The sequence below is a fragment of the Bacillus sp. SA1-12 genome (genome assembly GCF_000981385.1).
GTDB lineage: Bacteria > Bacillota > Bacilli > Bacillales > Bacillaceae > Metabacillus.
Genome location: NZ_LATZ01000131.1, coordinates 18068 through 43772 on the forward strand (window position 1 = coordinate 18068; position 25705 = coordinate 43772).

A 25705-nucleotide genomic window follows, 5' to 3' on the forward strand; every position below is an offset into this window, starting at 1 on the left:
TTAAAATGAAAGAGAATTGCACACATTGGACAATATGGTTACATATAAATTTCATTGGAATCACTTACTCCTAAAAAAACAAGGAGGTTCATTTTATTGGATACTGGAACACATGTCGTGATGGGAATTGCATTAGGTGGATTGGCAACACTTGACCCAGTTGTAGGTGTTGATAATCCTACAGCCCATGCCGTAATGCTGGGCGCGCTAATTGGTTCTCAGGCACCTGACCTAGATACGATTTTAAAGCTCAGAAACAATGCAAAATATATACGAAACCACAGGGGAATTACTCATTCCATACCGGCTATTTTTATTTGGTCGTTTTTAATAACCGGAATGATTACCATTTTTATTCCTGAAAGCAATTTGCTGCATTTATGGCTCTGGACATTGTTGGCGATAGTCATTCATGTATTTGTTGACATTTTTAATGCCTATGGCACCCAAGCATTAAGACCCTTTACAAAGAAATGGATCGCTTTAGGATTAATTAATACATTCGACCCTTTTATCTTCGTGTCCCATTTAGCAGCTATTGCCATTTGGTTAATCGGTGCCCATCCTGGTTTTACATTTTTAACCTTGTATATTATCCTTATTGGCTATTACCTCATTCGGTATTTCATGCAAAAGGATATTATACACCGTCTGCACAAGCTTGTCCCAGATATTGAACAAGTCATCATCTCACCAACGATGAAATTCCGTCAGTGGCATATCGCCATTATGACGAAGACAAGATTTTATGTGGCAAGGTCTGTTGATGGAGAAATCATATTCCTTGATGAATTTGAAAGGGTACCTGTCCCGCAGACAGATGTCATCCGTGCTGCAGAAAAAGATGACAACATTTCCGCATTCTTGTCATTTTCACCAGTTTATCGCTGGGAAGTAGAGGAATATTCCGATCATTATGAGGTACGATTTATTGACCTGCGATACCGCAGCAAAGGGTACTATCCTTTTGTAGCGATCGTTCAGCTGGATCTGGATTTAAACATTGTCAGTTCTTATACGGGTTGGATCTTCAGCGAGGAAAAACTTCGTAAAAAACTTGATCTAATACCTGAATAAAATGAGGCTGTCTCACCCCCGAGACAGCCTCATGACTGTTAAACAAACGTTTAATTAATGCTTTAAATAGTCGTCATTATTTAGTAAATGACGATACTTTGGGTTTGTTGCCATAAATTCATGAAGCTTATCCCCATAATTCGTTATTAACTGCCTAACAACTTGCTCAGTCATTTCTTTCCCGTGATATTCCCTTCCCGCTTTTGCTTGCGTTGATTCAAAATCCTCCCACAACAATTCTACCCAGGTTCTTGCCTGTGCATAGGAAAGGCTGTTATTTTTACTTAATAATTCATTTGTTAATCGTTCAAAGTACATTTCCATTTTTCTCACCTCTAGGAAGGAATCGTTACTAATATTCTTTACAATTGCACCCATACTATTAATACGCTTCTTTTTTAAGAAGCAAAATGAATGATGACTTGGAGGGGATTGTGTTGCGCAACAAAGAAGCAGGCTTTCCTAATATGAGCAACAACAAGTTTGAAGGAGAACCTAGAGCAAAAGCTGAATATGCTTCGAAAAGAGCAGATGGGACAATTAATACTCATCCACAAGAACGGATGAGAGCTTCTGGAAGACGGGAAAACCCTTACTCTTAATACGCAATCACAAAAACTTGTGGAGGTGCCTAAAAATGGGTACAAAGAAAAGATTTTATGACAATATCTATTCTAATCCATTTCATCAGCCATGGGCCAACCCTAAACATGCCCACTCTCAGGTTAATGGTGAAACCCAGCAATCTCAAGACCTCATCATTCTAAAAAGACAAACAAGAAAACAATCTTAACACAGGCGGACTGGCAGCTCCTACAGCTTGTCAGTCCTAATCAGCATAGAAATCGGCAATGCTTCCTCAACATTCGGAGTAGATAAACGATAACCCCAAGCAAAAATACCATTCATATAATTAATTTTAAATGATTCTCCTGGTGCTCCCTCAATCTCGTAAACCTCTTCTGGCTTATAATCGCGAGGATCTAATAAATAAGACTTCGCCATCGTAATTTTCCGCTCTAACACAGCAAACTCATTAACAATACCAAGCTGTTCTGCCTTTCTTGCCTTCTCCTTTAATGCGGCTATTTCACTCTTTAATTCATATTCAGTCATTTCACTATAACGCTTATTATTCACAGTCAATGTCATTTACCCCTTCTTCATCAAGATACTTTTCAATTAATTCAACCGAAAACCCTTTTCGATATAAAAATTGCTTCATCTTCATTTTATATTGATAAGGATCTTCCTTTTGATATTTCCTCTTACCCTTTTCAGCATGCTTCTCAAGAGCAGCCCATTCTTCTGATTCATCCTGCTCAAACTGAACTTCATCTAATGCAATTGAAATAATACCATAAGAAAAGCCCTTCCTTAGCAAAAGCTGCTCCAATTTTTGCTTCAACTGCACCGTAGAAAGCTGATTATTTTTCTTCAATAGCTTTTCAGCATGGTTTATCGCTTCTTCAATCTGTGATGACTGATCATATTGTGCCATCGCTTGGTTAATAATTCCTTGGTCGACCCCTTTGCCGGCAAGCTCGCGTTTTACCACACTAGGCCCTTTTCCATTCGTTTGCCACTGGGTTCTAACAAAGGCCGTTGCAAATTCTAAATCATCAACATATTTATTGTCCTTTAACTTTTGAATGACCTCTTCAATAACTGGATCTTGAATATCCTTTTTCCGCAGATGATCCTCAACTTCTTTAACAGAACGCATTCGATAGCTCAAAAATTCGAGCGCCTTATGATAAGCCTTTTTGACCTCATCTCCGTATTGGATCTCAACGATATCAAACTCATCGAGCTCCTTTCCCTTTTTTAGATTGAATCTGATAAGTACATCCTGATCTACACTAAATGCAAATTTTTCATCTAAGAATATATTGAACCGATTATCGGTTTGTTTTTGAGAAGAGATTTTTGTAATGATTGGCATTTTTACACCTCTTTGCCGTTGATTTACTTTTTTATAGTTACATTTTATCATGAATGGCTGGAGTGGGGTTTATAGTGGGTTTTGCTTTTGGCGGTGAATTTATCGGCAATCTCCGATAAATAACTAACCTCTTTTGATTTTTCCAATTGACTATTAAGCACTGAAATGTTCAGTTTATACGTTCTCCCTTTTGTGATTCCAGTAGACTCCAAATTCATTGATTGAAGAATTCTTTTCATCACATCGTGAGAAGAAACATTTAAAAATTCTCTAGCTTCTCGATTACTTATCGTCAAATTGATTAAGAAAAATAATCTTTAAAGGCATTTAAATGAGCATGAACAAAACGCTTTCCACATTTCTCACAAAGCCACTTTTGATAATTCTCTTCATGGATACAGCAAAACAAATGGGACATTAAACCCCATTAAGCAGCACAGAACGGTCGATTTTAAATCGTTTCAGCACATCTTGTTGGAGAGGTACATCCATATCAACTAATAATTGCTTGATTAAATTAAGATCATTGAACTTTTGAGAAGGATATTTTCTTTCAAACTCATTTACTTTCTTAGGAATCATAAAGCCGGGAATAATTTGTTTGGGAAGCTTGTTATTGTTTGATGTTTTAATAACTGATCGATCATTTGAAATAACAACTAACGTTTCGATCGGTATAGGAGGGAAATGATAAAACTCAAGCCACTTTTCAAGCTGAAGACGATGTCGCAACACTTGATTGACAGGATCAGGGAATGCCTCTTCCTTCTCCTCTGCGGTACGAACTAACTGGTTAAAATCCGAATTAAAGATAAGTGTTCCAGCTATATTCTTCACCTCGATAATAAGGAAAAAATAGGATGAAATGATTAACGTATCAATCTGAATAAAATGAGTTCCATCAAATAGCCTAACATCGTGGAAAATTAAGTATCGATCCTTTTGGAGAAAGCTTAAAGGGTGATTTAAAGCAAGCTTTCCTTTATATCCTCTCATGTTCTTATTGAAGTCCTCAAGTAATAAATAGAGCTCGTTTCCTGTGTTCATTTGATGTACGCACTAATAGCGCGTGAAGGCTATCAATCAAAACAGGCCGCTGGCGGGCTTTAACAATCATAGCAACACTCCTTTACATATTCTCTTTAATTATTCGTCCCGCTCTTAACTTTCCTCTAAGAATTATAGTAAAAGGTGAAAATTGAAATTTACGGTTTACTGTCTTTTTTAGTTTTTTAACTTTTTTTAGTGATCACCTCCTTTTTTTCAGCGACTTTCCGACTTTTTTCAGCGTATCTCATCATCTTTTCAGCGACTTTTTATCTCTTTTCAGCACTCTTCCTTTTTATCAGCTCTCAACCTCCTTTTCCGGCTTCCTTCCATTTATAATGACCTTACTTCTCAACACGCCCCAATACAATCATTTCTCCACTCGACTCATTCCAAATTATTTCTACCGCCAAAAACATAATCCAAAGAAACGAGTATAATGTAATAAAGGGGAATCCTCCCCACTTTAAAATAAAACGTTTACATTGTTGATGAATGGAGAAACCTTTATGAATTCAATACTTTTTAAACAGGCTACGGTTTATCCGGTTACTTCTGCTGTTTTGTATGAGACGGATGTTCTTGTGAGGGATGGGAAGATTGCGGCAATTGGCAGGAATCTAGCTGCTCCCGCGGATACTGAAATAATAAATTGCAAGGACATGTTTTTATTTCCAGGCTTTATTGATGTTCATACTCATTTGGGGTTATATGATGAGGGAACTGGATGGGCAGGGAATGATGCGAATGAAACGATTGAGCCGCTGACTCCTCATATTCGGGCGCTGGATGGTGTCCATCCTCTTGATCCAGCGTTTATGGATGCCATTAAGTATGGAATCACGACAGTTCACATTATGCCAGGAAGTGCGAATGTCATTGGCGGGACTACATCGGTTATTAAAACATTTGGTACCAATATTTCAAACATGATTATTCAAGAAGTGGCTGCCTTGAAGATTGCATTAGGAGAAAATCCGAAACGGATCCACAGTAATGGAAATAATGAGTCAATTACAAGAATGGGGATCATGGGCATGCTTAGGGAAGCCTTTTATAAGGCAAAGTACGGGGATGAAACTGAGGATTTTCGCATTATCCCAATTAAAAAGGCGCTGCGCCGGGAAATTCCTGTTCGTATTCATGCCCATCGTGCTGATGATATTATAAGTGCGATCCGCTTTGCTGAAGAATTTGACCTTGATTATCGGATTGAACATTGTACGGAAGGACACTTAATTGCTGATGAATTTATCGGCAAGAAAGCAAAAGTTTGCATTGGACCGACATTAACACGAAGATCTAAAGTTGAATTAAAAAATAAAAGCTGGTTGACCTATCAAGCCTTATCGGAAAGAGGTGTAGAAGTGTCGATTACAACGGATCATCCATACACCCCCATTCAATACTTAAACGTATGTGCCTCCATTGCGGTGAGAGAAGGCTTTGATGCACAAAAAGCGCTAGAAGGCATTACGATCACTGCCGCTCGTAACTTGAGAATCGCTGACCGCCTTGGGAGTATTGAGGTTGGGAAAGATGCTGATTTGGTTGTTTGGAATTATCATCCCTTCCATTATCTCGCAAAACCACAATTAACGATGATTGACGGAAGAATCGTTCATAAGACCTAGGAAAATACTCTCAAAAAGATATATTACAATTATTTTACCTCTCCTCTTTCGCATACCGTATAAAAGGTAAATTAAATCATATGCTATAGCTATTCAACGCGTTAAATCAATTACTACTTCCAGTGTTAAATCTACCAAAATGATAGGAATACAAGAAAATATATAATTATTCTAAGATAAATAACTTTTTTTTGAAATTCGACAAAAAAGTAGTATCTTTTTTTCGAAAATTAACGTATTATACTTCATGGAGAGCATAATTAAAATTAAATCTAGTAATGGGAAGGCAAATGGTGCGCCACCAGCTTTACTGGTTCTAGTGGGTTCGATTCCCACCCCGAAATTTTTTGTTGTTTTATTATAAAAAAATTTCGAGGGTGGAGATGGCCATATCACGTGGAGTCTGCCCTCATAATGGAGGGATCCCAATGCTAAAAAAACGTGATATTCATGACAGCCATGCACTTTACGAACACATGGTTCACCCTGATGTCTTCCCATTTGTGCGTCAAAAGGCAAGTTCGTTTGAGGAATATCTATTTTTAACAAAACAAACAATTGAAGCTGAAGAACGAGGTGAATTGATTTCACGTACCATTTTAGATGAATGGGGTTCTCCAATCGGCACCATTAGTTTGTTTGATATTCAAGAAAAAGCTGGCTTTTTAGGCACGTGGTTAGGTAAGCCATATCATGGAAAAGGCTATAATAAGCTTGCTAAAGATGCTTTTTTTCATGAATTATTTTATGAATTAGATATTGAAACCATCTTTTTACGAATTCGCAAACAAAATGTTCGTTCAACAAAAGCGGCACAGAAGCTCCCTTATGTTGTGAACGCAAATGAAACAAGAGCAGGTCTTCTTGAACAAATCAATAATGGCGAAGATTTATTTAATTTATTCGAAATTACAAAAGATTTATATACATTCTACACATACCATCAATCTTCAGAAGCAGATGAACATCAGCTTAAGGAAGCTTGATTAAAAAACAGGTGGGTCCTTGGATCTTACCTGTTTTTTTGTGGGAAGAGGAATGGTTCTTCCTTCCTTTGTCAAAACTAGTTTTGATACTATAATTTGGAAGGGATGATTTACAGTGGCATCTGATAAAAAGAAGCGAGAAAAAACAAAAAACACACTTTCAAGCATGCAGGAAGTAGCCTATTCAAGAGAGTTTAAAATGGCTGACCGTGCAGGTGGATACATAAGTAAATCGAGACACTAACTTCCAACATGAAATTTATAAAAAAAGCCATCCTAATCTTGAACAACATGTTCAAAGAAAAAGGAGGGCTTTTTTTATGGGTCGTGGACATAAACATAAACATCAAGCTCGTGATAAAAATTCGTCATCCCTTCCACAAACTCCGAAAAATCTTAAAAGAGATGGTGTTGATGAGGAATTTTCTCGTGAATTAGCTGACCAAGCTGATTTAGAAGCACAAGCGAGAGCAAATGCTGCAAATCAACGTCAACAGAAAAAATAGAAAACAGAAATAATGTTATAAGGAGTGGCTATCCACTCCTTTTTAAACATTTGTGGATAAACAATTTATCTGTTGTGGATAAAAGGTTTGTAAAATTGTGAATAATGTTAATAACCTGTTTATATCTCAATAAGGCACCATATAGTTATCCACATAGTTATCCGGTTCATACATACTTTTCCTCTACAATATTGTGGATAATGTGTATAATCATTCTCCTTCACAGCTTTGCCCCTTCGTTCATATACTGAATACGTATTGAATTATATTCAATAAATGACAGGGGTGTTTATAGTTGGCGTACGAGATAACACGAGATTATATCCGAACTGGTAATTCCCGCTCTGGACAAAGTATTGGAAAAGTACGTTTTATTGTTAGTCATGATACTGGCAATCCAGGGTCCACAGCTTATGGTAACCGCAACTATTTCGATACTCAGCAACCTTCTGCTTCTGCTCACACCTTTATTGATGATAAATATATTCTTGAGATAATACCGCTAAACGAGAAGGCATGGCATGTTCGCTCAAATGTGACAGGTGACAATAAACGATATGGAGCTAATGCTAACGATGCAGCGATTGGGGTAGAGTTATGCCACGGCGGTAAAATCAATTTTCAACAAGCTTATAATCGTTATGTTTGGTATCATGCTTATTTATGTGACCGATTTAACCTCAATCCTAACTCTGATATTATCGCACATGCAACACTTGATCCCGCAAGACGCACAGATCCAATTAACATATTAAGAACGAATGGAATTTCATGGTCAATGTTTATTGATGATGTTGAAGAAGCGCTTCGTAATTTTAACGGATCTGCCCCTTCACCTCCAGCACCTTCTCAGCCACAAAAATCAAAGCCTCCAGCTTCTGCAGTAAAATCTGTGAGAGTATCCTTGCCTATTGGAGAAGGAGATTCTGGCCCATTTGTACGTGATATTCAGCAAGAATTAATAAAAGCAGGCTACAGACTTCTGCGATTTGGGGCTGATGGAGTGTTCGGAGAAGAAACGGAGAATGCCGTGATGAAATTTCAGAGAGATCATAACCTTTCAGTGGATGGCTTAGTTGGACCGGTTACGTTAAATAAGCTGCAAGAGGTTAACCATCAAAGAGTATCTTCCACAGATTTTCCTCTGCCTACAGGAACTTATCGCCGGGGAGATCAAGGAAATGCTGTTAAGCAAATACAGAGAGCCTTAAAACAAATCAATTTTAATCCTGGAGCCATAGACGGGATTTACGGCTCTAAAACGGAGGATGCGGTTAGACGATTTCAATCAATGTACAGGGCTCTGGCTGATGATGGCATTTATGGTCCAAATACACGTAAGTATATCAGAATGGAATTGGATGATTAGTTCTTTTCCAAATTATGAATAACTACGGAGAAAGCAACATAAAGTATTAGTACAACTTAGATCCGACATCAAAGAGAAAGCACGCTGCTCGGTTAAGAGCGGCGTGCTTTATTGTGACCATATGATCTATGCTTCAATTAACTCACCTTTATATAATCTATTCTTTTTCAAAGTAATATCTAATTCTTTTGCTATTTTCTTCAATTCTCTTTCTTCCCGTTCTGTTACAAGGGAGACAACTGTTCCTGAAGCACCTTGTCTGCCTGTTCTTCCTGAACGATGAACATATTGAGAAGCGCTAATCGGGAGATCATAATGAATGACATGAGTAAGATTAGCGATGTCCAGTCCTCTGGCAGCTACATCTGTAGCAAGGAGCAGCCCTTGGTGATCAGATCTTAAACCTTTTAGTGCCGCTTCTCTCTCTTCCTTTTTTGTATCACTATGCAATAAATAGAAGTCAACACCTTCGTACTCTAATTTATCTGCCAGCACATCAAGATTGCCAATATCTTTGACAAATCCTAAAGCCTTCATTTTAACCGTTTTGGCCATTCTTTCAAGCAACTTTGCTTTTTCTCTTTGCTCACAGACAAGATACACATGCTGAACATCACCTGTAGGGACCTCATTTAAAGCAACCTTGATAAGCTCTGCATTTTTTTTCATTAAGTCTCTTGCACTGGATTCCGTGCTTTCATTTAATGTTGCTGAAAACAGAACAACTTGGCGTTCATTTAACGTTGATTTAACGATCTCTTTGATCGTATTTTTATGCTCTGGCGTTAAAAGCTGATCTCCTTCATCTAAGACAATGGATTTAACTTCATGCATTTTTAACTTTTTCATTTTAATCAATTCTTGAACTCTTCCTGGAGTTCCGACAATGACTTGGGGGCTCTTTTTTAGCTTTTCAACCTGGCGTTTAATATTTGCCCCGCCAATAAAGGAAGCACTTGTTATTCCGCTCCCCTCTGACCACTTTTTAATTTCATCAAAGATTTGCATCACAAGCTCTCTTGATGGAGCAAGGATCACAACTTGCGCATTTTTCTTTTGCGAATCAATCTTATTTAGCATCGGCAAAACATATGCAAGAGTTTTACCTGTTCCTGTTGGTGACTCTGCTATAACATCCTTCCCTTCTCCTATTGCAGGAATCGCTTTAACTTGGATGGCAGTTGGTTCTTGAAAATTTGTCTTTTCCCAATTCGACTGGATAAATGACTTTACATCCTTTAAAAAACTCGTTTGTGTCATAAAGTGCTATCTCCTTTACCTAACAAAAATTCCATCAATATTTAAATGACTTAAACCAATTTGAAAATTCTTATGTAATTAAAACGAGACTTTCATCAGCAGGGGTTTTCTTCATCCCACAATGATGGTTGCTCTCAGGACTTATCATGCTTAAACAACCGCTTCCCTTTCTTCGCCTGACTTAGCTAACAATCCTTCGTCATACTTTTACGGGCAAGTTATCACCAGCTTAATCTATTTGCTTCTCTTGAACCTTGAAAAGCGGTTCTAATGCCCTTAAGATTGGGATAAAAGTCAACCATTATACTACAGCTAAATTGAGAGAAAAGCAAAAAAATTCTTTTCACATGCTATTTTTCAAAAAGATAAAGAAACCATTTTTGGGTCTCGTTTATTCTAGGACTATTAAAACCATTTTTAATAAGACATTTCTGAATATAGAACATTAGTGCTCCATGGCTTGCAATTAGGATATTCTCACAATTATGTTTCATCACCTGCTTTATGACATAGTCGATCCGCCTTTGGACATCTCCTTTTGTTTCAACCTGAGATTTATGATTCATCATCCATGCTATTCTCAACAATATCATCCATAAAGCAAATGGCATTTTCACATCATCTTTAAATAATGGGTGAACTGGAACTTCCCTTAATTCCTTCATTAATACATATTCCCGTTAAAGATTTTCTGAGCTGTTTATCCACCTCTTATCATGTCACTTGAATAACATCTGTCCCACTTGATTTGCCCTAAGTTGATTTCTTTGTCTTCAACATCTGATGAATCATATTCCTGCAGCCATTGAAACAACAATTCTTGGGTTAGTATCGATTTCGGATATGACTTTTTAACCTTTAAATGACGAATTAATCCTATTTTCAATTCCATTCCTCTTTTCTGCATATTTCCCCAGAAATAATCATCCTTCTCCAAATAAATATAAGCAACGACAATTTATTTTGCATTCATCTCTCTTAATCAAACGTTTGTTTAAAGCCACAAATATAAAAACCTCTTCCCAAGAGAAGAGGCTTTTAGAAAGCTTATACCCACCACATTTGTGACGGAGATTCATTAATTAATACAGTTTTTAGATTTGTTACAGCTCGTTCAAATCCTTCATCAATCGACATGATTGGATCTTCGTGCTCAATGCTCACTACGTAATCATAGTTATATGTACGTAATGCACTCATGATATCATTCCACTCAGTTATGCTATGGCCGCAACCAACAGATCTAAATGTCCACGCTCTTGTTTGTACTTCTCCATATGGCTGCATGTCTGTTAAACCATACATATTCACATTGTCTTGATCAATATATGTGTCTTTAGCATGGAAGTGGTGAATGGCATTAGCTTTACCTAAGATTTTGATTGCTCCTACTGGGTCAATGCCTTGCCACCAAAGGTGACTTGGATCAAGGTTTGCACCAATTGCATCACATGTTGCTTCACGCAATTTTAGCAATGTGTAAGGCGTGTGAACTAAAAAGCCGCCATGTAATTCTAAACCAATTTTCACATTATGTTCTTGAGCATATTGGCCAACTTCTTTCCAATATGGAATTAATTTTTCTTCCCATTGCCACTTTAACACATCACCATATTCATTTGGCCAAGGTGTAACAGGCCAGTTTGGATATTTTCCATCTTCATGATCACCAGGTGTACCTGAGAATGTATTGACTACAGGGACATTTAATAAAGAAGCAAGTTTAATCGTTTTTAATAATGTTTCATGATGGTCTTGAGCCATTTCTTTATCCGGTGAAATTGGGTTTCCGTGGCAGCTAAACGCACTAATGATTAAGTCGCGCTCTTTAATTGCAGCAACAAATTCATTACGCTTTTCTTCACTCTCTAATAAGGTATCTAAATCACAATGTTTATTTCCAGGATACCCGCCCGTACCGATTTCAACTGCATGAAGTCCAGAAGCTTTTACTCGATCTAGCATTTCTTCAAAAGATTTATCATTAAAAAGAACTGTAAATACGCCTAATTTCATGAGAACTCCTCCTCTTATTTTCCTGCTTCATCTGAATAATAGATTTCATCAATGATTTGTGAGACCTGCAATGCTTCCTCTGGTTTAACGACAAGTTCAGCATTTCCCTGGCAGGCATCAATAAAGTTTTTCGCTTGTGCAACACCCGGATCGTCCTCACCGGATACCCAAGCTGCTTGCGTGTTAAGAAGCATTCCATTTTTTGCAGTATAGAGCTCTAGCGGAAATACACTGATCCCGCCTTCTGTACCGGAAATACTGACATGCTCTTTGTCATCTAAAATATTGGCTGCCCATGATGCTTCCAGTAAAAGCGATGCGCCATTTTCAAATTTAATATAAGCTGTTACATGATCATCTACATCAAATGTTTCGTGATCAAATGTTCCCCATTGATTCACACTGTTTGGTGTTTTACTCAGGGCATTATATGCACTGCCGTTTACAGAAATATGCTTTGGACTTCCCATCAGCCAAATCGCTAAGTCAAGCAAATGGCAGCCATAGTCTATTAAACTTCCGCCGCCTTGAAGGGATTTATTTGTAAATACACCCCAGCCAGGCACTTTTCTTCTTCGTAATGCTTGTACTCTTGTAACAAGCGGAGTTCCGACCTCTTGCATGAATTGCTTTGCTGCTTGAGAGGCTTTCATAAAACGATAGTGGTAGGCTATGGCCAGTACTTTATTCGTTCGTTTTGAGGCTTCAAGCATTTGCTGACATTCATCCGAAGATAAGGCCATCGGTTTTTCACATAAAACATGTACACCTGCCTCTAATGCGGCAATCGTAATCTCAGCATGAAACTTATTTGGTGTACAAATACAAACCGCATCTACTTTATCAAACATGTCTAGGTAGTTTTCATATACATTGTCTATTTGATACTTAGCAGCTACTTCCTGTGCTCTTTCGCTATTTACATCACTAACTGCCGTGATTACACAGCTGTCCTTAAGAGATTGAAAGGCTGGGAGATGGCGTCCTTGCGCAATTCCTCCCACACCAATCAATCCGATTCGCAATTTTTTCATGGTGAATTATTCAAATACCTTTGCGATGGTTTTAGTATCGTTTGACTTGATAGCTGCTAGAATAACAGCTAATGATTTCATTCCTTCTTCACCACAGATTAACGGCTTAGTATTGTTAGCAATAGACGATACGAAATGATTAATGACATGTGTTGTGTTTTGGCCGCCTTCTTCATTTGATTGAATTTTGCCAAGTTGATAGTTTACTACTTCACCATTAGTATATTGAGCCACTAAAGAATAAGTAGGATTATCTTCTAGACGAAGGATTCCCTTTTCACCATAGATGATCGTGGAATTGTCTTCTTTTGCTGTATAAGACCAGCTTGCTGCAAGAGTACCAATGATTCCGCTTTCTGTTTTCAGTGCACAAACAGCTGTATCATCGACATCTGCAAATTCCTTCGCTGATGTTTCGATAAAGGCACCTACTTCAACAATTTCTTCTCCAAGTAAATAGCGAAGTAAATCAGTTTTATGAACACCTAAGTCACCCATTGCACCGATATATGCTTTTTCCTTTTCAAAGAACCAGCTTTCTTTGCCGTCAATGCTCCAGCCTTCAGGACCAGGGTGACCGAATGCTGTTCTAAAGCTGTAGATCTTACCAATTTCACCGCTTTCAATTAATTGGCGGGCAATTTGATGTGAGCGCACAAAACGTTGGTTATGGCCAATCATTAATGTTTTGCCGCTTTTGTTTGCCGCTTCGATCATAGCATCTGCTTCCTCTTGAGAAGTAGCCATTGGTTTTTCGCATAAAACATGTAAACCGTTATTTAACCCTTCAATTGAAATTGGAGCGTGTAAATAGTTTGGTGTACACACACTAATCGCATCCACTTGACCGCTTTGGATTAGTTCTTTGTAATCTGTGTAGGCCTTAGCATTGTATTTTTCCGCAATTTCCTTTACGCGATCTTCAACAATATCACATACTGCCACAATCTCTACCTCTTTGTTTGCAGCATATTCTGGAAGATGGCGGTATTGCGCAATACTTCCACATCCAATAACACCGATTCGTAATTTAGCCATTTTAAATATCCTCCCGTTTTATGTAGCGGCTGTCTCTTGATGGTGAGGACAGCCTCTTCATGTTTTATGTTATAAATTTATTTAACTGCAATTGCTTCAAGCGGCTTCGCATTTCCATATACAGGACGTTTACGATCCACTGGTTTCACATATTTCACTGCATTTTTGATAACTTGTTGTACTTGCTCGTTATGATATGTTGGGTATGTTTCATGTCCTGGACGGAAGTAGAAGATTTTTCCGTTTCCGCGTTTGAATACACAGCCGCTGCGGAAAATTTCTCCACCCTCAAACCAGCTTGTAAAAACCAACTCATCTGGAGCCGGGATATCAAAGTGTTCACCATACATTTCTTCTTTTTCAATCTCAATGTATTCCCCGATTCCTTCTGCAATTGGATGGCTTGGATCTACTACCCAAATACGTTCCTTATCATCAGCTTCACGCCATTTTAAATCACAGCTTGTACCCATTAATGTTTTAAAGATTTTTGAAAAATGACCAGAATGAAGAACGATCATTCCCATTCCGTCAAGCACACGCTGCTGTACTCTTTCCACAACTTCATCAGAAACCTCATGATGTGCTAAATGGCCCCACCAAACTAACACATCTGTATTATTTAATACCTCTTCTGTTAGGCCATGTTCTGGCTCATCAAGTGTTGCTGTTTTTACTTCATAGTGATCCGCTTGTAAAAATTCGGCAATCGCTCCGTGAATTCCTGCTGGATAAATATCTCTAACTACTTGATTTTTTTGTTCATGTCTATTTTCATTCCATACCGTTACTTTTGTCATAGTTATCCACCCTAATCTATTATTTTTGTTTCATATAATCCAGTTAAAAACTGTGCAATGTGATTAGATGAACTCACCTCCTTAAATGGTTCCCGTAGAGCTACGAATAACAAGTTCAACAGGAAGCATAATTTGTTCCGGCTCCAGTCCTTTATTTTCAATAACGTTAATTGCCGTTTCTGCTGAAACAGCTCCTTTGCGAAAAACATCTTGACGAATTGTTGTTAAGCTTGGTGATGAATAGCGACTAATCATTAAATCATCAAAACCTACGATTGAAATATCTTCAGGGACTCTTTTTCCATGATCGTAAAGCGATTTCATTATCCCTAACGCTGTAATATCAGATGAAGTAAAAAGCGCCGTCATCTGCTGATTTTTTGCAATTTCTTTTCCAATTTGATAACCCTTTTCAAAAGAATTGGCTCTTCCTTCAATGACCATATCTGAATGAAAAGGGATATTCGCCTCAGATAATGCCCGTTTAAAGCCAAGGAACCTTTGCCCATCTACACTACAGTCTACTTTTCCATTAGGAATAAAACAGATTTTTTCATGTCCTAATTCGATTAGATGCTTCGTTCCTAAATATCCTCCATGTTCATCATTAATGAGGATATTATGGTAAAACTTCGCATAATCCTCGAATGAATCGACAAAAACCAATGGTGTGGATAGCGTTTTCATTTCTTCCAATACTTTAAGTTGAAACTTACCTAAAACGATAAGTGCATCTAAATTACGTTTCATGACCCAGTTTTTGCACTCTTCAGCCTTTGAGATTCCAGATATTAGAAAATCGTAGCCATTTTTACGGCATACATATTCTACTCCGCTAAGAAGCTCACTGAAGTAATGATTTTCCTTAAAAATTGGTGAAAGAGAATCGTTTACTAACGGCATGATAATACCGATCATGTTTGATTTTCTCTTAGAAAGGCTGATTGCAGTAAAATCAGGCTGATAATTCAGCTCTTCAATCGCTTGCAATACTCTCTCCTTCGTTTCTTCTGATACCTTATTTACTCCATTGAGCACATAGGATACCGTTGCAGAAGAAACACCAGCGTGTTTTGCTACCTCTCGAATTGTTATTTTCTGTTTCATAGCGCCTCCGGTTAAGCGGTTAACTTACTTTAACAATATTATATAATAGAGAAACCTGGAAGTTCAATAATTTTTTTATTGTAAATTTAAAAAAGCTAAAAAATCATATCCACTACCATTTCCATATCCAGACGGCTGCAATTTTATCAATCTATCATTAATATCAGCAGGGGCTGCGCCCCCGCTGTTTGAAACATTATGAATCTTCCCGAAGCTGACAGCTATCACGAATGACCAGCTCTGTTCCCAGAATTGCTTTCATCGGGATGGTTCTGCCTTTTATCCGATCATACAAAAGCTTTGCTGCTGTTTTTCCCATTTCATCTGCATGTATTTTTACAGTAGAAAGCGGAGGATTTAAAAATTTTGCCGCCTCTATGTCATTAAAGGCAATGATCGATATATCCTGCGGTACCTTTATTCTGGCTTCATAAAGTGCTCTCATCGCTCCTATTGCCATTGGATCACTTGAAATGACAAAAGCGGTTGGCAGATTTCCTTTGTCAATCGCTTGTTTCATCAACAGATAGCCGCCGTGGGCTCCCCAGTCGCCAATATAAATATTGTCAGGGTTGTAAAGACTTCTTTTTCTCATAAAGCTTTCGAAGGCAACTTTTCTAATATCCTCTATATCGCGGACAACTTGTTTATCCTGCAGACTAGAAAAGTAATCCTTTCCGCCAAGAAAGCCGATTTCTTTATGGTGAAGATTCATTAAATATTCCAGCGCCTCTTCTGTTGCCCAATCATAACCAGATGCGACGATATCATAATTTCCTTTAATGGCTAAATTGTTAACATAAACAATATGATTATTATGATGATAAAGTTCGCTTAGGGATTTCGGGTCAATACCGCCAATAACAATCACGCCATCTAATTCTTTCATCACATCAAAGGAGGCTTCATTCCCTGGTCTTATGATACTTTTGATGGTTAAAGGAAGGTTCTCACAACCCATTTCTACTCCTAAGCGTATCGACATGAAATAGGGATCAAGTACCTCCTCCTCCTGTGTAACTGATGAAACAATCCCAATATGATATGTTTCAACTTCTATCTTTTTTGTATTTCTCTTTCTTGTCGGTTTATAGTTTAATAATTGTGCAACTTCCAGCACTCTTTTCCGCGTATCATCGCCGACAGATAAGGTTGCATCATTATTTAATATTCTTGATACTGTTGCAGTTGACACCCCTGCTTCATTCGCTATGTCTTTAATAGTCGCCATCCTATCACCATGCTTTTTAGTAAAGTTTACTTATGTCTCACTTATACTATACCAGAGAGAATGCGCTTACAAAAGCGTTTTTTTCATCTTTTCTTACATAAAGCAAGAAAAGTAACGTTTACTAAATCATCTCTTAGACACTAGAAAAGGAAGCAACCGTCACAAGACAGTATACTTCCTTTTCTAGTTTAATTTCCATTAGAGCTCTTTATCGCAGTTGAATTTTTATCAAGGCCGCTTATTGCCATCCCAACACATCCCCCAACTAGTGCCGGCACAATCCATTCTAATCCAGCTGATGAGAAGGGAAGGATTTCCCGTAAACTTTGAACAGCACCTAAATCTAAGCCAAATGTGTTTAATCCGCTGATTACCGCAAAAATTGATGTAAATAGGACCGCACTTCCATAAACTCTTTTCGTATTCTTAAAAAAACGATTAAAGAAGGTAAGGGTAATTAACACGATTGTTAACGGATAGGCTGTCACAAGGAATGGCACCGAAAATTTTAATATTTGATTTAGTCCTAGATTTGAGAGAGTGAAACCTATAAGCGTAATAATCAAAACAACCGTTTTGTAGCTTACTTTTGGCAGCAGTTTTGAAAAATATTGTCCGCAAGCTGTTGTAAGTCCGACAACAGTTGTGAAGCAGGCAAGTGTAAAAATGAACCCCAATAGAATATTCCCGCTTTGTCCAAATAAATGGGTTGCTGTAGCTGTAAGAATATCAGTCCCATTTTCATATTGTCCAATTCCAGCCATCTTTCCACCAATTAATCCCAGACTAATATATACTAATGACAGCAATCCTCCTGCGATTAGACCGGCCTTAAGGGTATAGTTTGTTAATTGCTTTCGTTCCGTTACCCCTCTTTGCTGAATGGAAGTCAGAATGACAATTCCAAATGCTAAAGCAGCAAGGGCATCCATCGTGTTGTAACCTTCTATGAACCCTTTTGAAAAGGCGCCTGCTTCATATTGTTCGGTTGGCATTTGCAATGGTGCATCTAATTTAATAAAACCTATAACACATAATATCACCATTGCAAGCAAGAGGATTGGTGTGATCCAGCGACTCATATATTTTTCCATTTTGGTTGGATTTAGGCTAACGGCATATCCGAGCAGGAAAAATACTACAGTAAAAAGAAATAAAACCAGAGATGAACTAATTGACTCATTTAAAAACGGCTTGACCCCCATCTCAAATGCCACATTGGCATTACGCGGTATTGCCAAAAAAGGACCAATACTTAAATAAATCACAACCATAAAAACAACGCTAAAAATAGGATGAACACGATTTCCAATCGTTTGCACCCCTCCAGGTACTAAAGAAACGGCAAGCAAAACCGCAAAGGGCAGACCAACTCCTGTAATAATAAACCCTATGATGGCAGACCAAAAGGATGTCCCTGATTCGGCTCCCAAAAAGGGAGGAAAGATTAAATTGCCTGCACCAAAGAACATTGAAAATAACATAAGTCCAATTAATAAAGTATCCAGCTTCCTCATATATACCCTCTCCTCTTCATATTTTTGCATAATAAAAAGCCCGCCCCCTCTCTGCAGGGACGAGCTTGTACTCGCGATACCACCCTAATTCCGCAGCAACGTAAAAAGGCTGCGGCTCTCCATCAGCGTACGAACATACGCATTCCGTTATAACGGCGGAAAACCCGTCAAAACTTACTCATTTCAGTCTTGCATCTCAGAGATGATTTTCAGAAAGCTTCTTAAACACCAACTCTCACCAATTGTTGGTTTCTCTTTAGTTCAGGGCTGCGATCTTACTCTTCTCTTCATTGATTTTATTATTATAAAATAATTTATCAAAGAGGAAAAGTACTGTCAATCTTTTTTGAAAATTAACAAAAACAGGCTGTCTCAATTGGGTCTGTCCTCTGCAACAAACACTACTTTCCGAGACTTCTTACTTTATGATTCTCCGAATATAATGTGTTTTGAGAAATCCGACACTCAGGTTTTGAGACAGCCTGCTTCTATTTATAGTAAAACTTATAAACGTATAAGATCGATTTTTACCGTTCACTTAGTAAGTAAATGCAATTTTTACTGTTAAAATAATAAATGTAAGGAAACCTACCTCGGATTTTTTCATTTCGACAGCCCCTTTACTTTTGATACGTTAACAATACAGGATGAAAAAACCTTTGTAAGCATTTCAGGAAGATTATCTAACGTACTTTTTTTATTTTCCTCTTACACTCATTACCCATGTAATAAAATCTAACATATACATTTTAAACACTTATTTTTGACATTGACTGCAATAAAATGATTTTCGTGAAGAGATTTCATCCCTAATAATCACAGCCCCGCATCGCTTGCATGATTCACCTTCCCGGTCATACACATAACAATGATCCCGATACCGTCCTGTTAACTGATCACCATTATAGATAGGGACATCCATATAACCGCCAAGTTCAATACCTCTCTTTAAAATGGTTTGAATCGCTTGATAAAGAGCCGTGGTTTCCTCCTGATTAAGCTCATTTGCCTGTCTTGTAGGCAATAAGCCCGCCTCAAAACAAATTTCGTCCGAGTACAGGTTTCCGATCCCAGATAAAAACTTTTGATTTACCAAGGCGGTTTTTAATACGCCTCTTCTTTTTTCAATTAGTTCAATAAATCTGTCCAATGTAAATTCTGGTGATAAAGGCTCAAGGCCAAGATCAATTAATTCTTCTTGAATTCGTTCGTTTGTTAGCAAATGCAAATAGCCTAAACGTAAACCAATGAAAAACAATAATAAATGATCGAATGATAGGGTTACTTGTTTTGTGCGGTCCAGATCATTTTCAGCGGTTCCTACATACATCAATCCGCCTAACATAAGGTGCAATAACAGGTTTTTACCTGAATCAAGCTTAAAAATCAGATGCTTTGCTCTTCGTTCTATAGAAATGATTGTCCTCCCTTGAACCTCTTTAATAAATTCCTCAACAGGAACATTAATTGATTTTTCTCTTGTAACTGTAACGGCATGAATCCTTTTTCCAGCAATTTTCTCACTTAAAATGCGCCTATACGTTTCCATTTCCGGAAGCTCAGGCATACTCTTCATCCTTTCTGTCACTAGATGAATGTAGTATTTGTCGGAGGAATAATAAAAATGAGAACCAACTTGCTTTTTCTCGGATTTTTGAAGTTGTTGTTATCTTATTGGAGGTTCAATCCTTTTAAAGAATACTATCTTAAAATGTTAGCTAAAAAGTAAAATTCTTTGTACAAAAATTCCCCTGATTGTTGAAGAGCAAAAATGCTATTATTAAAACAGCTTTCTCGCATATACAACTTTATAAATTAACCCATATTCTATTAACTTCAATAAGCTTCGATCTATCAAAGGTTAATTTATATATATCCGGCATTTTAAGCTCCTTCCAAAATTCAAACCCAAACTTTTCATCAAAATAATTCATAATGAAAACCATAATATTACCATGAGTACCTATAACAATATTCTTACCCTCATACCTTTCTAAAAGCTGTTTGGTTACATTAACTCCTCTTTCCTGAGCAGATATATTGGACTCTCCGCCTTTCCTAGAAAAGTTATAATCCTCCCATACTTTTGTAACAGCTTGATAAAAGTCTTCAACAGGTTTTTCAGACAATTTTCGTTCTCGAAATCCATCCTCAATCAATACTTCTTTACCAATACGTTTGGCTACACCCTCAACTGTTTGAATGGCTCTTTTATAAGGACTGGAAATGACGATATCAATATCTTCTTTTTTAAGTATTTCAGTCATTTTTTCTGCATCATGAAAACCTCTTTCAGATAAAGGTCTTCCTTATTCATCCATTGTATATGCAGAATGAGCATGCCGTACAAAATATAAATTGGTTAACAAGATGGTTCTCTCCCAACAAGAATCTTCTCATTCTTATTTTATCTTTTTCTCAGTTTATGGAAGAATTATTTCATTAGCTGATTTAGCTAATCATTATTTTTTAAAACGGTTGATTGAAAACTGAGAAATATCTATGTCGTTCTTACCTGAAATAATCAAGTTACTTAAGGCTTGTCCAACTGCACTGCTAAACTTGAATCCATGTCCTGAGAACCCTGCTGCAATTACAACATTGGAATACTTAGGATGTTGATCAATAATAAATTTTTCATCAGGGGTAAGTGTATACATACAGTTTTTTCCATACTTCAATTGCTGAATATCAGGAATGAATTTATTCAAAAATTGTAGCAAATCCCCTTCATCCTCTGCTATTTCACCAAATGGTATCATCGTTTTATCAGGATTTATTTGATCTCCGCCATCATGTCGACCTACTTTTAAACCGGAACCATCAATACTTGGAAAGCCGTAATAAATTCCTTGAGGTGTCTCAAACGCAAAGGCTGGAAAACGGTTATGATTATAGAGATTCTCATTAGCATTAAACCATGCAAATGTCTTTCTCACTGGTTTAAGAGGAAGATCTAAATCCAACATTGATAGGAGAGAACCTGACCATGCTCCTGCCGACACAACCAATGAATCCGAGCAAAAGGTGTTTTCGTCTGTCTTGATTGTTACTCGATCATTTTGAATGGAAATTTCCCTTACCCTACTATTTGATAGGATAGCAGCACCGTTCAATTCGGCAAGCTCTTGGTATGCCTTAATACTTTCCTCACATTTCAGCACACCTGATGTTGGTTCAAAGCAGCCAATAAAATCGTTAGGTAATGTAATTTCTGACCAACGCTTGTGTACTTCATTTGAATCAATTACATCAAGTGGCAACGAATATTTTTTAGCACTTGAAATGATGTTTTGGATAAAATCGGACTTTCCATCACCAACACTGAGAACTCCTGTTGGGATAAATAATTGCTTTCCAGCAGCCCTTTCTAAATCATTCCATAATTCCTGCGCTTTTATAATCAATGGAACATATTCCTCACCTTCAGCATAAGCATAGCGAATAATTCTCGTTTCCCCGTGATGACTCCCTTTATTATGCGGTGGGTTAAAGGTGTCTAATAGCAACGTTTTTTTCCCATTCTTGGATAAAAAATAACCTGCTGCCATTCCCATTGAACCTGCACCAATTATGATTACATCATAGTTCATATTAACCTCCATTAATGATCTCAATTTCTAATTAATTTTTTAACTTGTTTGAATTATTTTAACAGAAAACAAAGAGTACTAAGAATGGTCACCATCAATTTGCCTCTTTAGCGCAAAAGAGGCGCAATCCTTATTACAGGAAAGCGCCTGATACAGTATAAAACAATATTCTTATTAGCCTATTTTCATAAAGTAACAAATCAGCAAAAGAGATTAGGTGATGAAAGAGAAGAAATTAAAAGCAGATAGAATAACTAGAACTAAGCAACAAATCATGATTCTTTGTCCTTTTGTTTTTTTCTTAAACCAACCCCATCTTTTTTTCTCCTGATCAAATATTAAGTAATCTAAAGACGTAAAAAGAATAATACCAAATGTAAAAATGACTAATTCCAATATACGTACCTCCAAGCTTATTTAATTAAGCTTACAGCTAACAAAATTTCCCTATTCTAAATACGTTTAAACTATTTAATAAGTTTCAATCACTATATATATTTTTCTAATTATAGATGTTAAAGGTATTCAAAAAGGATCTTCGTTAAAAGACCCTCAGATTGTTGTCCCCCTATTTTAAAATGAGATTTTGAAAATGGGGGTTTTGATGTTTTACTTGTCTTTTTATCATAACATATGAGTATTAACACATTAATCTATTGGCACCTTAATTGATTTTTAAAAACGCATAACATTTTTTCGAGTCATTCGTTTTTTCAATAAAGCGTAAAGTATTCTTACCGCCAAAAGTTCGTATATTCTGCTTTATTCTTAATATTAAATTCAATCATTTTCTCAAGCAATTCGTAATTTACCGGCTCATTCCATGGAATTCGAAACAAGCCTTTGGTAGAACTGTAGCCAGCTTTTGCAATGTCATCAGTAAAGTGCGTAATGCCTGCTTCTTCAGGTGAAACGCTCAAATGATGCTTCGCTGTGGAAAAACCGATGATAAATGTGCCGTGATCAGAAAACATTGGCGTATTCCACTTGATTTGCGGTTCCAAATTTGGGAATTTATTCGCAATCCATACCAAAATTTCCTCTGTTCGATCACGATGGTCGGGATTATCGATACCTGCTAAATATTTCGCAAAAACTTCCATGTCTTCCTCCTTCGATATTTTGCTATTCCGCCAAAAATTCAACTTCTCAGCCTTTTCCTTGATAGTAAATAAAATGATTTTTTCAAGAAATTCGTAATTAACTGGTTTTGTCCATTGAATTCGGAACAAGAGTGAACAAAGGGCTATAGTCAGTTTAGGCGATTTCATCGGCAAAATGCACCATAACGAGGGGACTTTATAGTCCATCAAGATTCTATATGATATTTTTTCTTTGAATAAAATAACCTATATGTTTTTTTGATCTGTCCTGCCTTTTCTTCAAGATTAAGTTAATTCAAAGTGTGATAATTCATATCCGTCAAAATTGCATTTACTTTATCAAGACGTTTTTTTGTTTGTTCGGGATAATTAATGGCAAGAGCACTGATTATATAATCTGCAACAAACATCGATGAAACAGCCGAATTATGAAAAGCGATACTGCTTGAGTTACATGGCAATACTAAGTCTGAATGTGATGCAAGTGGCGATGAATAACTGTCCGTAATGGAAATAATTTTTACCCCATTTCGTTTCGCTGTCCGGGCAAGATCAATAATTCTCCGTGCATAACGCGGGAAGCTGATAGCAATCACTAAATCATTTTCATCCATATTGACAACACTATCTACCCAATCACTTACATCAGCCACAACAAGACTAGTATTGCCAAAGAGTCGGTTTAGTCCATGTGTTAAGTATTGTGCAACTGGAAGCCCACTTCTGACACTCGTACAAATAATCTGGTTAGCAGACAAAATCATTTTTTGCGTTTGTTCTAGAGTCTCATGTGAAATCATTTCAATTGTGTTTTGAATATTGCTAATTTGTTTTTCTGCATGTCGACCCCAAAGATCGTTCTCATCAATTCCTTTTATATTTGCTTCAAGTCTTGTCTGAGGAGCAGCTTGGTTCCTCAAATTTTCTTGTAGTCCTTTTTGAAATTCAGTATAACCTGAATAGCCAAGGTTAAATGTTAGCCGCATGATCGTGGTTGTACTTGTTTTTACTACACCTGCAAGTTGATCTACCGTCAAAAAGGCTACATCAAGTGGATGTTTAATAATATAGTCGGCCACTTTTCGTTGCGTTTCTGTTAATTCGCCAATCTTTTGCTGTAATTTCACGATTGGATTTCCCATATCATCTCTCCAGACAGGTGGTTATTGTGGTAAATTTCCCACCTTGTTTAATCTGAGAAAATATTATCACGATTTCTCTTTCTTGTAAAAAAGAAACTTGTCCGGATGAAAAGAACCCATCAAAATAATAACTCCGCATGCATAAAAGATACCCGACATCCCAAATACAGATGATAACGATCCTAATGAAAGCGGACCGATAATCTGAGTCAATTTATTAAATGTTAAACGAAGCCCCAGCCCTTCTGCTACACGCTCTTTAGGCAAAGCAATAATCGTTGCAAAGATAGAAAGGGGCTGACAAATCCCCGTACAAAAACCGAGAATGATGGATAAAATGCTCAGCCAGACTACATGATCGGTCAGCGGATTCAACATATAAACGGCCCCGGAAACGAGAATTGAAATGGTAATGACTACATTCCGCTTTAAATGCTTGGAAACCCATGGTAAAAAACTCCGAATAAACATCCCTGCTCCCGCATTGAGTGCAATAATCACGCCAATCGCTGAAGCAGATAAACCACTTTCTGCTGCAAGCAAAGGAAAAAAGGCAATATACATATCTTTTGCCAACAGTCCTACGGAACTGGCCAATACTGCTTTTCGTAAATCAGGAATGCGCAGCAATTGAAATGAATTACCTTCGTCCTTTTTATCCTGGATCGACATCGTTTTTTCCACTGAAAAGAAGAAAGATATTGGCAGCATTCCCACTAACACGAAACTTAATGTTAAAAAAGCGGAACTATAACCGATCGAATCTGTTAAGAAACCTGAAAATAGCGGTCCGGCAAAACTACCCGCCGCAACAGCAATACTGAAAACCGTAATATAATATTCACGCAGTTTACTTTTCAGAAATTGACCTGAATAAGCCTGCATTGACAAGACAAACACGAGTTGAGCGAGACCGGCGAAGATTTGTGAAATGTACACCCCTATTAAATTATGAAAAATGCTTAGAATGACCATAGATAAAATGCCGAACAAAATACTTACAATTAGTGGTCCTTTAACACCGATCAAGTCAATCATTTTCCCGGTTTGAATCGATAAAAACAGCGGGAAAAAAGAAAATAACGCGACAATAACGCCAATTTCAGCATGACTTGCCCCAAGTTCATCTGCATAAAGCGGGATAAGCGGTCTGCTTCCGGCAATACTCACCATAAACAACGCCGTGCATATAAAAACAATATGTTTAGTTATTGTTTTTCCTTTTGTCACATAATCCCCCCCTTTCCCTTTTATCACACATGAAAAAGGAAAAACAGACGGATCCATTTGGATTCGTCTG

General features: G+C 37.3%; 27 protein-coding genes, 2 pseudogenes and 1 other annotated feature. Of the genes and pseudogenes, 9 read left to right on the top strand and 20 right to left on the bottom strand.

Annotated features, from left to right (window positions below; genetic code table 11):
- Window positions 1-96: 96 nt before the first annotated feature.
- A complete protein-coding gene (locus WQ54_RS27540; RefSeq protein WP_046589408.1) occupies window positions 97-1077 on the top strand; it encodes a metal-dependent hydrolase in 981 nt (326 codons plus the stop codon).
- Window positions 1078-1131: 54 nt separating this feature from the next.
- On the opposite strand, the gene WQ54_RS27545 is transcribed toward WQ54_RS27540, so the two are convergent.
- Window positions 1132-1401: a YfhJ family protein gene (locus WQ54_RS27545; RefSeq protein ID WP_046589411.1), complete on the bottom strand. Its 270-nt coding sequence runs from the start codon at window positions 1399-1401 to the stop codon at window positions 1132-1134.
- 113 nt (window positions 1402-1514) lie between these two features.
- Between WQ54_RS27545 and WQ54_RS27550 the strand changes: the two genes are divergently transcribed.
- Together WQ54_RS27550 and WQ54_RS33105 are read left to right on the top strand one after the other, a co-directional pair.
- A complete protein-coding gene (locus WQ54_RS27550) occupies window positions 1515-1679 on the top strand; it encodes a small, acid-soluble spore protein K (protein ID WP_046589413.1) in 165 nt (54 codons plus the stop codon).
- A 35-nt stretch (window positions 1680-1714) separates the two neighbouring features.
- Window positions 1715-1870: a YpzG family protein gene (locus WQ54_RS33105; protein ID WP_084822358.1), complete on the top strand. Its 156-nt coding sequence runs from the start codon at window positions 1715-1717 to the stop codon at window positions 1868-1870.
- 20 nt (window positions 1871-1890) lie between these two features.
- On the opposite strand, the gene WQ54_RS27555 is transcribed toward WQ54_RS33105, so the two are convergent.
- From WQ54_RS27555 to WQ54_RS27565, 3 genes are all read right to left on the bottom strand, one after another.
- On the bottom strand, window positions 1891-2217 hold the full coding sequence (locus WQ54_RS27555) for a YfhH family protein (RefSeq protein WP_046589748.1): 327 nt from the start codon (window positions 2215-2217) through the stop codon (window positions 1891-1893).
- The gene (gene recX, locus WQ54_RS27560) at window positions 2210-3022 is read right to left on the bottom strand and encodes a recombination regulator RecX (RefSeq protein WP_046589415.1); all 813 of its coding nucleotides are present in this window, start codon (window positions 3020-3022) and stop codon (window positions 2210-2212) included. Before recX ends, WQ54_RS27555 begins: the two co-directional genes overlap by 8 nt.
- 417 nt (window positions 3023-3439) lie before the next feature.
- Window positions 3440-4069, bottom strand: coding sequence for a nuclease-related domain-containing protein (locus tag WQ54_RS27565; RefSeq protein ID WP_052738012.1), 630 nt, complete (start codon window positions 4067-4069; stop codon window positions 3440-3442).
- A 509-nt stretch (window positions 4070-4578) separates the two neighbouring features.
- Between WQ54_RS27565 and WQ54_RS27570 the strand changes: the two genes are divergently transcribed.
- The 6 genes and pseudogenes from WQ54_RS27570 to WQ54_RS35025 all read left to right on the top strand — a co-directional run bounded on the left by WQ54_RS27570 (window position 4579) and on the right by WQ54_RS35025 (window position 8564).
- Window positions 4579-5703 (top strand): amidohydrolase, encoded by a 1125-nt coding sequence (locus WQ54_RS27570; RefSeq protein ID WP_046589417.1) that lies wholly within the window; start codon window positions 4579-4581, stop codon window positions 5701-5703.
- 428 nt (window positions 5704-6131) lie between these two features.
- Complete coding sequence (locus tag WQ54_RS27575) at window positions 6132-6689, top strand: GNAT family N-acetyltransferase (RefSeq protein ID WP_046589419.1); 558 nt, start codon at window positions 6132-6134, stop codon at window positions 6687-6689.
- Between the two features lie 115 nt (window positions 6690-6804).
- On the top strand, window positions 6805-6933 hold the full coding sequence (locus tag WQ54_RS33110; protein ID WP_084822359.1) for a YfhE family protein: 129 nt from the start codon (window positions 6805-6807) through the stop codon (window positions 6931-6933).
- 76 nt (window positions 6934-7009) lie between these two features.
- Window positions 7010-7195 (top strand): YfhD family protein, encoded by a 186-nt coding sequence (locus WQ54_RS27580; RefSeq protein ID WP_046589421.1) that lies wholly within the window; start codon window positions 7010-7012, stop codon window positions 7193-7195.
- A gap of 295 nt (window positions 7196-7490) precedes the next feature.
- Window positions 7491-7991, top strand: a pseudogene (locus tag WQ54_RS35020) (N-acetylmuramoyl-L-alanine amidase family protein); the annotation flags it as partial.
- A complete protein-coding gene (locus WQ54_RS35025) occupies window positions 7974-8564 on the top strand; it encodes a peptidoglycan-binding protein (protein ID WP_231597674.1) in 591 nt (196 codons plus the stop codon). The pseudogene WQ54_RS35020 and the gene WQ54_RS35025, both read left to right, overlap by 18 nt.
- Window positions 8565-8690: 126 nt before the next feature.
- Here the strand turns inward: WQ54_RS35025 and WQ54_RS27590 are convergent, their stop codons facing one another.
- The 16 genes and pseudogenes from WQ54_RS27590 to WQ54_RS27665 all read right to left on the bottom strand — a co-directional run bounded on the left by WQ54_RS27590 (window position 8691) and on the right by WQ54_RS27665 (window position 25635).
- A complete protein-coding gene (locus tag WQ54_RS27590) occupies window positions 8691-9824 on the bottom strand; it encodes a DEAD/DEAH box helicase (protein WP_046589426.1) in 1134 nt (377 codons plus the stop codon).
- A 350-nt stretch (window positions 9825-10174) separates the two neighbouring features.
- On the bottom strand, window positions 10175-10489 hold the full coding sequence (locus tag WQ54_RS32255; RefSeq protein WP_052738013.1) for a hypothetical protein: 315 nt from the start codon (window positions 10487-10489) through the stop codon (window positions 10175-10177).
- Window positions 10490-10524: 35 nt separating this feature from the next.
- Window positions 10525-10710 (bottom strand): hypothetical protein, encoded by a 186-nt coding sequence (locus WQ54_RS32260; RefSeq protein ID WP_052738014.1) that lies wholly within the window; start codon window positions 10708-10710, stop codon window positions 10525-10527.
- A 161-nt stretch (window positions 10711-10871) separates the two neighbouring features.
- On the bottom strand, window positions 10872-11840 hold the full coding sequence (locus WQ54_RS27600; protein WP_046589427.1) for a sugar phosphate isomerase/epimerase: 969 nt from the start codon (window positions 11838-11840) through the stop codon (window positions 10872-10874).
- A 14-nt stretch (window positions 11841-11854) separates the two neighbouring features.
- Complete coding sequence (locus WQ54_RS27605; RefSeq protein WP_197089682.1) at window positions 11855-12874, bottom strand: Gfo/Idh/MocA family protein; 1020 nt, start codon at window positions 12872-12874, stop codon at window positions 11855-11857.
- A gap of 6 nt (window positions 12875-12880) precedes the next feature.
- Window positions 12881-13912 (bottom strand): Gfo/Idh/MocA family protein, encoded by a 1032-nt coding sequence (locus tag WQ54_RS27610; RefSeq protein ID WP_046589429.1) that lies wholly within the window; start codon window positions 13910-13912, stop codon window positions 12881-12883.
- A gap of 77 nt (window positions 13913-13989) precedes the next feature.
- Window positions 13990-14712, bottom strand: a complete 723-nt coding sequence (locus tag WQ54_RS27615; RefSeq protein WP_046589432.1) for a ThuA domain-containing protein — start codon at window positions 14710-14712, stop codon at window positions 13990-13992.
- A gap of 81 nt (window positions 14713-14793) precedes the next feature.
- Window positions 14794-15819 (bottom strand): LacI family DNA-binding transcriptional regulator, encoded by a 1026-nt coding sequence (locus tag WQ54_RS27620; RefSeq protein ID WP_046589434.1) that lies wholly within the window; start codon window positions 15817-15819, stop codon window positions 14794-14796.
- Window positions 15820-16015: 196 nt separating this feature from the next.
- Window positions 16016-17050 (bottom strand): LacI family DNA-binding transcriptional regulator, encoded by a 1035-nt coding sequence (locus WQ54_RS27625; RefSeq protein WP_046589436.1) that lies wholly within the window; start codon window positions 17048-17050, stop codon window positions 16016-16018.
- Window positions 17051-17238: 188 nt separating this feature from the next.
- A complete protein-coding gene (brnQ, locus tag WQ54_RS27630; protein ID WP_046589753.1) occupies window positions 17239-18567 on the bottom strand; it encodes a branched-chain amino acid transport system II carrier protein in 1329 nt (442 codons plus the stop codon).
- Between the two features lie 52 nt (window positions 18568-18619).
- Window positions 18620-18867: a binding site (T-box leader), on the bottom strand.
- Window positions 18868-19324: 457 nt separating this feature from the next.
- A complete protein-coding gene (mutM, locus tag WQ54_RS27635) occupies window positions 19325-20134 on the bottom strand; it encodes a bifunctional DNA-formamidopyrimidine glycosylase/DNA-(apurinic or apyrimidinic site) lyase (RefSeq protein WP_046589439.1) in 810 nt (269 codons plus the stop codon).
- Between the two features lie 241 nt (window positions 20135-20375).
- A pseudogene (locus WQ54_RS27640) lies at window positions 20376-20888 on the bottom strand (histidine phosphatase family protein).
- Between the two features lie 141 nt (window positions 20889-21029).
- Window positions 21030-22160 carry an N-methyl-L-tryptophan oxidase gene (gene solA / locus WQ54_RS27645; protein WP_046589440.1) on the bottom strand — a complete coding sequence of 377 codons (1131 nt, stop codon included), beginning with the start codon at window positions 22158-22160 and terminating at the stop codon, window positions 21030-21032.
- Between the two features lie 734 nt (window positions 22161-22894).
- Window positions 22895-23263 carry an iron chaperone gene (locus tag WQ54_RS27655; protein ID WP_046589442.1) on the bottom strand — a complete coding sequence of 123 codons (369 nt, stop codon included), beginning with the start codon at window positions 23261-23263 and terminating at the stop codon, window positions 22895-22897.
- Between the two features lie 290 nt (window positions 23264-23553).
- A complete protein-coding gene (locus WQ54_RS27660) occupies window positions 23554-24405 on the bottom strand; it encodes a MurR/RpiR family transcriptional regulator (RefSeq protein ID WP_046589445.1) in 852 nt (283 codons plus the stop codon).
- Between the two features lie 66 nt (window positions 24406-24471).
- Window positions 24472-25635, bottom strand: a complete 1164-nt coding sequence (locus WQ54_RS27665; RefSeq protein ID WP_046589447.1) for an MFS transporter — start codon at window positions 25633-25635, stop codon at window positions 24472-24474.
- Window positions 25636-25705: the final 70 nt, after the last annotated feature.